13 protein-coding genes are annotated in these 12710 nt (G+C 42.8%); all 13 read left to right on the top strand.

Going from position 1 to position 12710, the window contains the following annotated elements; all coding sequences use genetic code 11:
- The 13 genes from fliH (at position 1) to flhA (ending at position 12702) form a co-directional block, all read left to right on the top strand.
- Entirely contained in the window at positions 1–819 is an 819-nt protein-coding gene (gene fliH / locus IMPJCBKJ_RS19585; RefSeq protein WP_054553273.1) for a flagellar assembly protein FliH, read from the top strand.
- A 17-nt stretch (positions 820–836) separates the two neighbouring features.
- Positions 837–2171 (top strand): flagellar protein export ATPase FliI, encoded by a 1335-nt coding sequence (fliI, locus tag IMPJCBKJ_RS19580; RefSeq protein WP_054553272.1) that lies wholly within the window; start codon positions 837–839, stop codon positions 2169–2171.
- On the top strand, positions 2171–2626 hold the full coding sequence (gene fliJ, locus IMPJCBKJ_RS19575; RefSeq protein ID WP_054553271.1) for a flagellar export protein FliJ: 456 nt from the start codon (positions 2171–2173) through the stop codon (positions 2624–2626). Before fliI ends, fliJ begins: the two co-directional genes overlap by 1 nt.
- 112 nt (positions 2627–2738) lie before the next feature.
- On the top strand, positions 2739–5045 hold the full coding sequence (locus IMPJCBKJ_RS19570; protein ID WP_166341684.1) for a flagellar hook-length control protein FliK: 2307 nt from the start codon (positions 2739–2741) through the stop codon (positions 5043–5045).
- Positions 5046–5117: 72 nt separating this feature from the next.
- Positions 5118–5639, top strand: coding sequence for a flagellar basal body-associated protein FliL (gene fliL, locus IMPJCBKJ_RS19565; protein WP_054553269.1), 522 nt, complete (start codon positions 5118–5120; stop codon positions 5637–5639).
- A 9-nt stretch (positions 5640–5648) separates the two neighbouring features.
- Entirely contained in the window at positions 5649–6740 is a 1092-nt protein-coding gene (fliM, locus tag IMPJCBKJ_RS19560) for a flagellar motor switch protein FliM (RefSeq protein WP_054553268.1), read from the top strand.
- A 22-nt stretch (positions 6741–6762) separates the two neighbouring features.
- Positions 6763–7164 carry a flagellar motor switch protein FliN gene (gene fliN, locus IMPJCBKJ_RS19555; RefSeq protein WP_054553267.1) on the top strand — a complete coding sequence of 134 codons (402 nt, stop codon included), beginning with the start codon at positions 6763–6765 and terminating at the stop codon, positions 7162–7164.
- Entirely contained in the window at positions 7161–7544 is a 384-nt protein-coding gene (gene fliO, locus IMPJCBKJ_RS19550) for a flagellar biosynthetic protein FliO (protein WP_166341682.1), read from the top strand. Before fliN ends, fliO begins: the two co-directional genes overlap by 4 nt.
- A gap of 4 nt (positions 7545–7548) precedes the next feature.
- Entirely contained in the window at positions 7549–8289 is a 741-nt protein-coding gene (gene fliP, locus IMPJCBKJ_RS19545; protein WP_054553265.1) for a flagellar type III secretion system pore protein FliP, read from the top strand.
- Positions 8290–8329: 40 nt separating this feature from the next.
- Positions 8330–8599 carry a flagellar biosynthesis protein FliQ gene (fliQ, locus tag IMPJCBKJ_RS19540; protein ID WP_054553264.1) on the top strand — a complete coding sequence of 90 codons (270 nt, stop codon included), beginning with the start codon at positions 8330–8332 and terminating at the stop codon, positions 8597–8599.
- A complete protein-coding gene (gene fliR, locus IMPJCBKJ_RS19535; RefSeq protein WP_054553263.1) occupies positions 8600–9379 on the top strand; it encodes a flagellar biosynthetic protein FliR in 780 nt (259 codons plus the stop codon).
- Between the two features lie 9 nt (positions 9380–9388).
- Positions 9389–10519 carry a flagellar biosynthesis protein FlhB gene (flhB, locus tag IMPJCBKJ_RS19530; RefSeq protein WP_054553262.1) on the top strand — a complete coding sequence of 377 codons (1131 nt, stop codon included), beginning with the start codon at positions 9389–9391 and terminating at the stop codon, positions 10517–10519.
- Between the two features lie 71 nt (positions 10520–10590).
- Positions 10591–12702, top strand: coding sequence for a flagellar biosynthesis protein FlhA (gene flhA / locus IMPJCBKJ_RS19525; RefSeq protein WP_138599036.1), 2112 nt, complete (start codon positions 10591–10593; stop codon positions 12700–12702).
- Positions 12703–12710: the final 8 nt, after the last annotated feature.

Below are 12710 nucleotides of genomic sequence, written 5' to 3'. Positions count from 1 at the left end.
ATGAGTAAGTCTTCATTTCATACAGGACGCCCAGTACATGCCAGTGAAGCAGCCGATGAACTATTGGAAAACTGGCCAATTCCTGAGGTTACGCAAGATACAACAAAACTCGCTGGACGCTCAACGGCGTATGGCACGCCTTTAGCTGACTTATATCGTAAAGAGCAGCAAAAGCAGCAGGCCGAAGAGCAGCCAGAAGAGCCTGAAATTCCGTCATTGACCATGGCTGAACTTGAAAAAATCCGTCAAGATGCCTATGAAGAAGGGCTAAAGCAAGGTCATGAACAAGGCTATATAGATGGTTTTGAAAAAGGCGCGCATGAGGGGAAAGAAGCTGGTTTTAAAGAAGGTGTTGAGCTTGGTAAGGAGCAAGGCCAAGAAGAAATTAAGCCTATTTTAGAAGAGCAGCTGACCAACTTAAGAAGCTTACTTGATAGTCTTTCTCAACCATTATCTAAAGTCGATGAAAGTGCCGAAAAGCAGTTAGTGCAATTAGCTGTTATGTTAACTGAAGTCTTAGTTTACCAAGAAATCAAAACCTCACCAGAAGTCATTTTACATGCTTTGAAGCAAGCCATTGATGCGTTAGGTGAAGAGCAAGTGAAAGTACGTATTCACTTACATCCTGATGATATTGCTTTAATTACCGAAAGTTATGGCGAACAAACTATCGCAGATAACCATTGGCAGTTAGTGGCAGAGCCGACTTTAGAGCGCGGTGGCTGCGAAATTAAAACCCCGCAATCATCCCTCGATATGACGATAAAAACTCGCGTCAAAGAAACGTTGGAAAACTTTTTGCATAGCAGTGGTATCTAACACTTTTTAGGCTCATCATGAGTGCTCAATCAATGACTCTTAGCGAACGCTTACAGCGCTATGAAAAACATATCAAGGCTCCAAAACCGGCTGTTGCCGGTATTCTGACGCGTGTTGTTGGTTTAACGCTAGAAGCAAAAGGGCTTAGAGCACCTGTTGGTAGTCAATGTAAAATTGAAACCATTAACGGCTTTGTTGATGCTGAAGTTGTTGGCTTTAATGACCAAACACTGTACTTAATGCCAAATGATCACATCTCTGGCGTACTACCAGGTGCGCGAGTTATCCCAAAAGTAAACGAAACAGGATTGCCTGTAGGCATGAGTTTACTTGGCCGCGTAGTGGATGGCCTTGGTCGGCCACTTGATGGCTTAGGTGCAATTAATGCTGAGCATCACTTAAAGTTTGCGCAAAACGCAATTAACCCGCTGGCAAGACGACCAATCAGTCAACCTATGGATGTAGGTGTACGAGCCATCAACTCCGTTATTACCGTGGGTCAAGGCCAGCGCATGGGTCTGTTTGCAGGCTCTGGTGTTGGTAAATCAGTGCTACTAGGTATGATGACTCGTGGTTCTGAAGCAGATGTAATCGTGGTTGGCCTTGTGGGTGAACGTGGTCGTGAGGTAAAAGAGTTTATTGAAGAAATTTTAGGAGTCGAAGGGCGTAAGCGCTCAGTGGTGGTTGCAGCCCCTGCGGATGCGTCACCATTAATGCGTTTAAAAGGCTGTGAAAGTGCAGTGACCATTGCGGAATACTTTCGCGATCAAGGTCTTAACGTGTTGTTATTACTTGACTCTGTTACCCGTTATGCCATGGCACAACGTGAAATTGCCTTAGCGGTTGGTGAGCCTCCGGCTACGAAAGGTTATCCGCCTTCAGTATTTGCTAAATTACCTGCGCTGGTGGAGCGTGCCGGTAATGGTGGTGAAGGGCAAGGTGCCATTACAGCGTTTTTTACTGTACTTAGTGAGGGCGATGATATGCAAGATCCAATTGCTGACTCTGCCCGTGCTATTTTAGATGGCCACATTGTTTTATCTCGAGATTTAGCCGACAGTGGTCACTATCCGGCTATTGATATTGAAAAGTCGATTTCTCGTGTAATGCCGCAGGTTGTATCTGAAGCGCATATGCAACAAGCGCGTGTGCTCAAGCAAGTGTATTCAATGTATCAACAAAACAAAGATATGATCACCTTAGGGGCGTACCAAAAAGGCACCGATCCTATGCTCGACCAAGCAATTAATATGATGCCGCGAGTCAATCAATTCCTTCAACAAGGTATGAAAGATGTGATCAGTTATGATGAAGGTCTGCAAGGTCTCGCGCAGTTATTAGGGCAAGGTTAATGGCTAAAAGTAAACTTGATTTATTGTTAAAGCTTGAGAGCGATAAAGAAGAGTCTTTACGCATGGATTATTTAAAAGCACAGCAGCACTTACAAAGTAATCAACAAAAACTGCAAGGGCTTAATAACTTTCGTTTAGAGTATTCTCAGCAGTTACATTTGAAAGGACGCTCTGGTTTGTCTAGTGCTGGCTTCAGCCAATATCATGCTTTTATTGCAAAAATTGAAGAAGCGATACGCCAGCAAGCAAGTACAGTGAATACCGCAAAACAAGTTGTGACACAGCGAAAAGCACTGTGGTTAAAGCAACAAGTAAAAGCAAAAGCAGTAGCGAAGTTAATCGAAAAGCAAGCTGAAAAACAAGCGATGCAAGTGGCAAAAGCAGAACAAAAAATGCTGGATGAATTTGCTGCAAATCAGTTTTATCAGCGTCAACTTAAAAATGCACTTCTTTAAAATACTTCTTTTTTAGGCATGTTAATTGCATTTACCTAACCAGTAGCATTAATTTTGGCACTTGCGGCGGCAAATTGCCTCATTACTTTAGATGACTAGGTTTAGGTGAATTATGGCGATCAGTGATATCAATTTGCAGGTTAAAACTGAGCAAGGTACTGGTTTTTCAGGCAAAGACTCAGAGTCTAACAACAAAGCATCGGGCTTAAGTTTTTTAACTTCACTGACAGAAGCAAGTGAAGCGGCAAACGCGCAAGCAAAAAGTGATGCAGATGCTGACTCAGTTGATGAACCTAAAGCTATCAGTACTTCTGAAGAACCTAAATCAGATGCAAAACCAGGCGATGAGAATACAGCGACTGATGCTAAAGCTGCAACTACTCCCACATCTACAGATCAGCAGCCTAAAATAAATCCAGATGTTCGTAATGAAGCTGTAACTAAAGAGCAAAGCGATGAGCTTGCACTTGTAGAAGGTGAAGATAACTCACTGCTTTCGCAAATTAATGCGGCTCAAGCTATGAGTACACGTGTTAATAAATTGATTGAAAATAATGACTTTAGCTCGGTAGTTGTTGATAAAAAACCAACCCCAATCGATACCATTACACCTGTAATACCTTCACCTATGACAGACGTTGCGCAAACCGATGATTCAAAAGTCGCAGAAGAAGATGACAACTCAATCGCAAGTTTATTACATAAGTCTAAAGTTGCGACAGCGGTAGATAGTCAACTAAAAGCGATTGGTGATTTACCGCCAAAAGATAGCGTGACTCCTATTGTTGATGGCCCATTAACAGACAAAGAAAAGCAGGGGGTTTCAGCTGTTAATACACCGGATACAAAACCTCAGGTAGCTAACTTTGCCAGTGCAATACAAGCAACGGACAGTAAAGAAACCACTGTTGATTTAGACGCTGTAAAAACAGCTGATGGAAATGAACTCAGCGCGAATGATAAAAGCAAAGCTGTTTTAAACAAGATGCTCAGCGATGCAAATAATAGCGTTCAAACTGATGCAAAAGCGGCAGAAGTGACGACAAAGCAAGCGCATGGCAACGTTGATAAGCCAGCAGTAAATCTAGCTACTGAGCAGTTAGCTCCGAAGAGCGTTGAAGCAAGCGCGGCAAAAGCATCAGATAAACCAGTAACTGATAAGTCAATCGTTAACCTGCTTGCCAAACTACAAAGTGGCGACGGGCAGGCTTTAAGTGAGTTCGTTAAAGGTTTGTCGCTAACCTCTGATCAACAAAAGCAACTTGAACAACAAATCAATCAACTAAAAGTTGACAATAAACTCGGCGCTGATGAGCTGGCAACAATCAAGTCGCTATTGACTGATGTGATGAGTAGTAAGCCTGCACAGAGCCCTGTATCACAATTTGCTGTAGAGCAAGGCATTGCTGATGAAAGTCTGACAAAACAAGATGCTAAATTAGCTGATAATAAAGCGCTTGATACTAAACTGCCGACTAGCATCGAAAAGCAAATCACTGCACTGACGAAAGATGAGCAGCAAGCACTGTTAAATAAAGTGAATACTCAACTGCAAACGTTAACGCCGGGTACTGCTCAGTACGAAAAACTTTCTGCGGCACAAACTGTGCTCAAAGAGGCTATTAATGCTCCTGCAATAGTCAACACAGCGATGCCGATAACCGCCGCCACAGTCAATGCTGAAAATAATAATACAAAACAAAACAATACTGCGCAGGTTACAGCCGATGTTACAAAGGCTGCAACTAGTGAAGAAGTAACTTTAGAGCTTGATACAAAAATTAATACCGAACGTACACAAGAAGCTGTGTCTTCGCGTGTAGCTCAGTTATTTACTCAGTTAACGACTCAAGCCAATGCAGCAACACAACCGGGTGCCTATGAGGTGGCTCATCAGCAATATGAGCAAGCAATTGATGCACAAACAATGCAGACTCAAGCAACGACACAAACTCAGGCTCATTCTAAATCGGTGAGCATTGACCCTGGTGTAATGCAAGCGATCAATATTATAAAGAGTGACGCCGCAAAGATGCTTCAAGAGCGAGTTAGTGCGTTACTCAATATAAATAACAAAGAAGCGGAAATTCGCTTAGATCCACCAGAAATGGGCAGTATGCAAATTCGTATACGTAGCGATGCTGAACAAGCGCAAATTAATTTTGTTGTTCAAAATCAGCAGGCTAAAGAAGCTTTAGAGCAATCAATGCCACGTTTGCGAGAAATGCTTGCGCAGCAAGGTATTGAACTTGGTGAAAGTAGTATTCAGCAAGGTAACCCTGAGCAACAACAAGAGCAGTCTGGGCAAGGGCAGCTTGCAGGAAATCAACAAGCTGAGGAGCAACAACCAGAAGTAACAGCGCAAAGCGCAGAAACTTCTCGACAACAATCTTCATCATCAATAGATTACTATGCATAAGTCCTGCTATTATAAGAAATAAAATAGTTACAGTGTGATAAACAACTTGCTGTAACTTTGAGGGAAGTAACAATGGCCGAAGAAGCAAATTTAGAAATAGAAGATACGGGTAAAGGCAAAAAGAAGCTGATTATCATTATTGCAGCTGTAGTGTTGATTGTTGGCGCCGCCGCAGGTTACTTTTTATTTATGGGTGATGATGCCCCTGAAGAGAGCCTAGCAGATGAAACCACAGTGACTGAGGCTGCTGCACCATCGAGCTCCGCACAGATTGGTTCGGCTCTATATGTCGCAATGCCACGCCCATTTGTATTTAATGTACCCGGTGCGAGTCGCGACCGTATTGTACAAATAAAAGTTCAGCTACTTGTTCGCGGTGAAGTGAACGAAGAAACTGCCAAAAAGCATATTCCACTTATCGAAAGTACCTTACTTGGCGTTCTTTCAACAACGACCGCAGATGAATTAGGTACCAGTGAAGGTAAAGAGTCAGTGCGTGTTGCTGCACTTGAAAAAGTACAATCAGCATTAAGTGATGTTGAAGGTAGCAAAGTGATAGAGCGGGTATTATTCACCGGCTTTGTGATGCAATAAGGGGTCAGCGTGAGCGATTTATTATCTCAAGACGAAATTGATGCGCTTTTACACGGCGTTGATGAAGTCGAAGAGGAAGATATTCACGAAGGTGATGACTTAGACAGTAATACCTTACAGTATGACTTCTCATCACAAGATCGTATTGTCCGTGGTCGTATGCCGACCTTGGAGATCGTGAATGAACGTTTTGCCCGTCATATGCGAATTAGCCTATTTAACATGATGCGCCGCACAGCTGAGGTGTCAATCAACGGCGTGCAAATGATTAAATTTGGCGAATATATCCATACCTTATTCGTGCCAACTAGTTTGAACATGGTACGTTTTCGTCCGTTGAAGGGCACTGGCTTAATTACCATGGAGGCCCGATTAGTATTCATTTTAGTGGATAACTTTTTTGGTGGTGATGGCCGCTATCATGCAAAAATAGAAGGCCGTGAATTTACGCCAACAGAACGCCGTATTGTTCAAATGCTCCTTAAAATTATCTTCGAAGATTATAAAGAAGCATGGGCGCCGGTAATGGATGTATCTTTTGAGTACCTTGACTCAGAAGTTAACCCAGCAATGGCGAACATCGTAAGTCCAACTGAAGTGGTTGTTATTAGCTCCTTCCATATTGAGCTAGATGGTGGTGGTGGTGATTTCCATATCGCATTACCGTATTCAATGCTTGAGCCTATTCGCGAATTGCTCGATGCCGGTGTGCAATCAGACACCGAAGACACCGACTTACGTTGGAGTAAAGCATTACGTGATGAGATCATGGATGTAGAAGTCGACCTATCGACTCAATTGCTTGAGGTTGATTTAACGCTACAACAGATCATGGAGCTTAAAGCTGGCGATATTATCCCGGTTGAAATGCCAGAGCATATCACCGTATTTGTAGAAGAACTGCCGACCTTTAGAGCGAAAATGGGCCGCTCACGTGACAATGTGGCACTACAAATTAGCGAAAAAATTAAACGCCCTGAATCAGTTAAGTCAGAACTACATGTGTTCACAAAAGGTGGCAAAAAACTGGATTCAGATGCAGAATTAGCAGAACTAGAAGAAGATCTACATCTATCTGAAGGTGTAGATTTAGACTGGTAGTCGATTTATAAGGTTAAACATAATGAGTGATGATCAAGATACAATGGACGAATGGGCCGCGGCACTAGCCGAAGCTGAAGAGGCTGAGGGTGGCTCAGGCGATGCTGCTGTGGCAGAGCTTGATGAATTAAAAGATGAAAGACATGAGCTATCGGGCGACGAAAAACGAAAACTTGATACCATCTTGGACATTCCGGTTACCATTTCTATGGAAGTGGGCCGTTCAAAAATCAACATTCGTAACTTATTACAACTTAACCAAGGTTCGGTGGTAGAACTAGACCGAGTCGCTGGTGAGCCGCTTGATGTATTGGTTAACGGCACGCTGATTGCCCATGGTGAGGTGGTCGTTGTAAACGATAAGTTCGGTATTCGTTTAACTGACGTTATTAGCCAAGTTGAGCGTATTAAAAAGTTACGATGAGTGCTTTAGTTGCTTTAACAAGTGCGTCGAGCACTGCATTTCCTACGGCATCACCGACGGCAGATTTACTGTCTATGGTGATGTCTTTGCTTTTAGTGCTGGTGGTTATTATTGCTTTGGCTTTTTTGGTTAAAAAACTAAATCCAAATCTTGCTAATAGTGATGAATTTAAAGTAGTGCGCAGTTTGCCTTTAGGTTCTCGTGAGCGTTTGATGGTCATTGAAATTGATAACGCACAGCACTTAATTGGTGTGACTCCGCACAGTATTAACTACCTGCATAAACTAGAAACACCATTACAAGAAAAAGAACTGCCAGAACTAGCCAAGAAATTTGGAAAGTTACTGAACCCACAATCACCTTCAAATAAAAAGAATTAACGCTATGATCAAGTGGATACTTATTTTAGCAAGTGTGTTGTTTTTGCCGTCGGTTAACGCTGAAGGCATAGAAGCACTGACCATTACCACCAACCCTGATGGCTCTCAAGATTACTCAGTGACGCTACAAGTATTAGCGATCATGACGGCACTGAGTTTTATTCCAGCAGCGGTCATTATGATGACTTCATTTACACGGATTATTGTGGTTCTGGCGATATTACGCCAAGCAATAGGCTTACAACAAACACCATCGAATCAAATTTTGTTAGGCATGTCGCTGTTTTTAAGTATTTTTATTATGGCGCCAATTTATCAGCAAGTGAATGAGCGCGCTATTGAGCCGTACTTGAATGAACAAGTTACCTCAGTTCAAGCATTAGAACTTGCCAAAGAGCCAATGAAAGCGTTTATGCTCTCGCAAGTTCGTATAAAAGATTTAGAGACCTTTGCGAAAATAGCTGGTTATGAGCAATTAGATTCGCCAGAAGACACGCCGCTGATTGTATTGATCCCAGCGTTTGTTACCAGCGAATTGCAAACGGCCTTTATCATTGGTTTTATGTTCTTTATCCCATTTTTGATAGTTGATTTAGTGGTGGCCTCCGTATTAATGGCCATGGGTATGATGATGCTTTCGCCGATGATTGTATCTTTGCCGTTTAAGATCATGCTGTTTGTGTTGGTGGATGGCTGGAGCCTTGTGATGGGCACGCTGGCGAAGAGCTTTGGGCTCGGGGTGTAACAATGCAATTCAAGGCACATAATTAGGTAGGAGAGACAAAATGGAACCCGAAATTTTTGTCGATATACTCAGTGACGCGCTATTTTTAGTTATAAAGTTAGTGTCTGCAATCGTAGTACCTGGCTTATTAGTCGGTCTAGTCGTGGCAGTTTTCCAAGCGGCAACATCAATCAATGAGCAAACCTTAAGCTTTTTACCTCGTTTGCTAATTACCATAAGCGCACTTATTATAGGTGGTCACTGGTTCACGCAAGAGCTTATGGACTATTTTACCCGTTTAGTGATGTCGATACCGGAGATAGCAGGTTAAATGGAATTTCCATTTGCGGTCATTATTCAATGGCTCAGCGACTTTTTGCTGCCATTAGTGCGTATTAGCTCAATGATAATGATTATGGCAGGCCTTGGTGCGAAGAATGTACCAAGCCGAATTAAGCTTGGTTTAGCTGTAGTTGTAACCTTTGTTGCTGTGCCTATGCTGCCCCCTGCGACTTTCAACAATCTTTTTTCGTTTGAGATGATTCTTGTGGTCATTCAGCAAATGCTTATTGGTGTGGCGATTGGGTTTGCATCTGTTTTATTGCTAAATACTTTTGTTCTTGCAGGGCAAATACTCGCGATGCAAACAGGTCTTGGTTTTGCGTCCGTAGTTGATCCATCGAATGGTCTGAGTGTACCCGCTGTGGGACAATTTTATCTAATCTTGGCGACCTTGCTTTTCTTTGTGTTCAATGGCCACTTAATGATGATTCAAATGGTCATTCATAGCTTTGAAGTGCTACCAATTGATGGCAATTGGTGGGCGGTTGATCATTACTGGGATATCGTTACTTGGGGTGGTTGGATGTTCACCACAGCCTTGGTGCTTGCTTTAGCTCCACTGACAGCCATGCTTGTTATTAACATGTCGTTTGGTGTAATGACCCGAGCGGCACCGCAGTTAAATATTTTCTCAATTGGCTTTCCGTTTACCTTAGTAGCTGGTCTTGTGATTATTTGGGCAACATTAGGCAACTTTATGACTCAATTTGAGTTTCAGTGGTTAAAAATGGTTGAGTTAATGTGCAGCCTTGTTGGTTGTACACCTTAGGAGCGCGCCATGGCTGAAGATTCTGGTCAAGAAAAAACCGAAGAACCCACGCAGAAAAAAATTGATGATGCCAAGAAGAAAGGTCAGGTTGCCCGCTCAAAAGAGCTAGGTACCATGTTTGTGCTTATTTTTTCTGCAGTTTCACTCTTGTTGTATGGCCCTGAAATTGGTAAAGGTCTTTATAATATAATGGGACGTTTATTAAGCCTTAACCGTAATGAAACCTACGACACCACTAAGATGTTTTCAGTGTGGGGAATTGTTGCGGATGCATTGTTATTCCCTATGGCAATGTTTGTGTTGATCATCGTCATAGCCGCTTTTGTTGGCAATACTTTACTGGGAGGTTATAACTTTAGTTGGCAAGCGGCAGCCCCAAAAGCAAGTAAGATGTCGCCAGCTAAAGGTATTAAGCGTATGCTTGGCCCTCAAGCAGGAGTAGAGCTAGTTAAGTCTATTTTAAAATTTGTAGTGGTTGCAGGCTTTGCTGTGTTCTTAATTAATACTTTCTTTGATGAAATACTGCACCTAAGCATTGAAAGCGCGCCCGGAAATTTTATCCATGCACTCGAAATACTATCTTGGATGTTCTTGGGGTTAACTTGTACGTTAATCATTATTGCTGCAATAGATTCTCCTTATCAAAGTCACAAACACCATAAACAGTTAAAAATGACCTTACAAGAGGTAAAAGACGAATTTAAAAACTCTGAGGGTGATCCGCAAATAAAAGCGCGTATTCGCCGTACTCAGCGTGAAATGTCGCAAAGGCGTATGATGCAAGACGTGCCTGATGCAGATGTGATCGTAACTAACCCGACCCATTATTCTGTAGCACTAAAATACGATACAGCTAAAGCGGGTGCGCCTATTGTTCTTGCCAAAGGCGTGGACGAGCTTGCTATGCAAATTCGTAAAGTGGGCAAGGGGAATGACGTGCCAATTGTTGAATCACCCATGCTTACTCGTGCGCTGTATCACACCACCGATGTTGGTCATCAAATACCTGATCAGCTATTCACTGCCGTTGCACAAGTGTTAGCTTATGTCTTCCAGTTAAAACGCTTCCAAAAAGGGCGCGGTAAACGTCCTGTACCACTCAATAAAAAGCTCCCAATACCCGATGCCTACAAATACTAAACAGTAAATTTATAACTTGGAATAGTTATTGCAAATTCCGTGTAGTGTCAATTTTTTGAAATTGTTGAATTATGGAATTTAAAGCGGTATTACAACAACTTAACAGAGATAAAAAAGAATATGCGAAGGGTATCGGCACGCCGTTAATGGTACTTGCTGCGCTGGGTATGGTGATTTTACCCCTGCCGCCATTTCTTTTAGATATTCTATTTTCGTTTAATATCGCGTTAGCACTGGTGGTGTTACTGGTTACAGTTTACACCATGAAACCCCTTGAATTTGGTATGTTCCCTGCGGTTCTACTGATTGCAACCATCATGCGCTTAGCGCTGAATGTCGCCAGTACCCGTGTAGTATTACTCGAAGGTCATAACGGCGGTGATGCAGCCGGTAAAGTTATCGAGGCCTTTGGTTCGGTGGTTATCGGCGGTAACTATGCAGTTGGTTTAGTGGTCTTCCTGATTTTAATCATTATTAACTTTGTGGTTATCACCAAAGGTGCAGGTCGTATTTCTGAAGTATCAGCTCGCTTTACTCTTGATGCAATGCCGGGTAAACAAATGGCGATTGATGCTGATTTAAACGCTGGTTTTATCAGTGCAGAGCAAGCCCGTGAACGCCGTGAAGAGGTTACCCGCGAAGCCGATTTCTATGGTTCAATGGATGGTGCGAGTAAGTTCGTAAAAGGTGATGCAATAGCGGGTATCGTTATTCTAGTGATTAACATCGTTGGTGGTTTATTTGTTGGTATGATCCAACATGATTTATCGTTCAGCCGTGCGATGGAAGTGTACACCTTGCTAACCATTGGTGATGGTCTAGTTGCACAACTGCCTTCATTGTTACTGTCAATCGGTACTGCAATCGTTGTTACCCGTCAAAATGAATCGCACAACATGGGCGACCAAGTTAAGACTCAGCTAGGTAACGAAAAGTCTTTGTATATCGCATCAGGTATTTTGATCATCATGGGTCTAGTGCCAGGTATGCCGCATATTGCATTTTTAAGCTTAGGTGGATTACTGGGTTACCTTGCTTACTTCACGCAACAACAAAAAGCCAAAGCAGAAGCCGAAAAAGCAGAGCAAGAAGCAAATGGAGGTGCACCAGGAACAGGTGTTGCTAATAAACAAGAGCAAAAAGAACTGGGTTGGGATGATGTTCAACAGGTTGACGTTATTGGTTTAGAAGTGGGTTATCGCTTAATTCCACTTGTTGACCAATCTCAAGGTGGTGAACTATTAAATCGTATCAAAGGTGTGCGTAAGAAATTGTCTCAGGAACTTGGTTTCTTGGTACCTCCTGTGCATATCCGCGATAACTTAGAGCTTGACCCAAATGCTTATAGAATCACTATGATGGGGGTTTCAAGCGGTGAGGGTGAGCTTAAGCATGGTGATGAGTTAGCGATTAATCCAGGCCAAGTATTTGGTCCAATCAAAGGGGTTGCCACAAAAGACCCTGCATTCGGATTAGATGCGGTTTGGATCAAACCAGATCAAAAAGATGAAGCACAATCACTTGGCTACACAGTCGTTGATTCAGCAACTGTGGTTGCAACTCATATTAGTCAGTTACTTACTAATAGCGCAGCTTTACTGCTTGGTCATGAAGAAGTGCAAAACTTATTAGATATGTTAGCGAAGAGTCATCCACGTTTAGTTGAAGGACTGGTTCCTGACGTATTACCACTCACTACTATCGTAAAAGTGCTACAAAACCTACTCAATGAAGGGGTGGCAATTCGCGATATGCGCTCGATTGTTCAAACTCTTGTTGAGTATGGCCCACGTAGCCAAGACCCAGATGTACTAACGGCTGCAGTGAGAATTTCACTACGCAGACTGATTGTTCAAGACGCTGTTGGTATGTCTTCTGAGATCCCTGTCATAACCTTGGCGCCTGAGTTGGAACAGATGTTGCATCAGTCACTTCAGAATGCAGGTGACGAAGGTGCCGGAATAGAGCCAGGCCTTGCAGAGCGACTTCAACAATCATTGAATGAAGCGCACCAAAACCAAGAAATGGCCGGCGAACCTTCGATACTGTTAACGTCAGGAATGTTACGGACTGTGCTATCTCGCTTCGTTAAGTACACCATCCCAGGTTTAAGGGTGATGTCTTACCAAGAGGTACCAGACGAAAGACAGATTAAGATTGTCAGCTCAGTAGGCCAACAATAGGATAGTAA

The sequence above is a fragment of the Pseudoalteromonas sp. MB47 genome, from assembly GCF_011319765.1.
In the GTDB taxonomy this organism is placed as follows: Bacteria; Pseudomonadota; Gammaproteobacteria; order Enterobacterales; family Alteromonadaceae; genus Pseudoalteromonas; species Pseudoalteromonas simplex.
The sequence above is the reverse complement of the archived record's forward strand: the minus strand, read 5'-3'. Positions and strand labels throughout refer to the sequence as shown.

Coding starts and splice junctions, on each gene's coding strand:
- fliO (WP_166341682.1), top strand. CDS start 7,161: ATGAGTGCTTTAGTTGCTTTAACAAGTGCGTCGAGCACTGCATTTCCT.
- fliN (WP_054553267.1), top strand. CDS start 6,763: ATGAGTGATGATCAAGATACAATGGACGAATGGGCCGCGGCACTAGCC.
- fliP (WP_054553265.1), top strand. CDS start 7,549: ATGATCAAGTGGATACTTATTTTAGCAAGTGTGTTGTTTTTGCCGTCG.
- fliI (WP_054553272.1), top strand. CDS start 837: ATGAGTGCTCAATCAATGACTCTTAGCGAACGCTTACAGCGCTATGAA.
- fliR (WP_054553263.1), top strand. CDS start 8,600: ATGGAATTTCCATTTGCGGTCATTATTCAATGGCTCAGCGACTTTTTG.
- fliL (WP_054553269.1), top strand. CDS start 5,118: ATGGCCGAAGAAGCAAATTTAGAAATAGAAGATACGGGTAAAGGCAAA.
- flhB (WP_054553262.1), top strand. CDS start 9,389: ATGGCTGAAGATTCTGGTCAAGAAAAAACCGAAGAACCCACGCAGAAA.
- flhA (WP_138599036.1), top strand. CDS start 10,591: ATGGAATTTAAAGCGGTATTACAACAACTTAACAGAGATAAAAAAGAA.
- fliH (WP_054553273.1), top strand. CDS start 1: ATGAGTAAGTCTTCATTTCATACAGGACGCCCAGTACATGCCAGTGAA.
- fliQ (WP_054553264.1), top strand. CDS start 8,330: ATGGAACCCGAAATTTTTGTCGATATACTCAGTGACGCGCTATTTTTA.
- IMPJCBKJ_RS19570 (WP_166341684.1), top strand. CDS start 2,739: ATGGCGATCAGTGATATCAATTTGCAGGTTAAAACTGAGCAAGGTACT.
- fliJ (WP_054553271.1), top strand. CDS start 2,171: ATGGCTAAAAGTAAACTTGATTTATTGTTAAAGCTTGAGAGCGATAAA.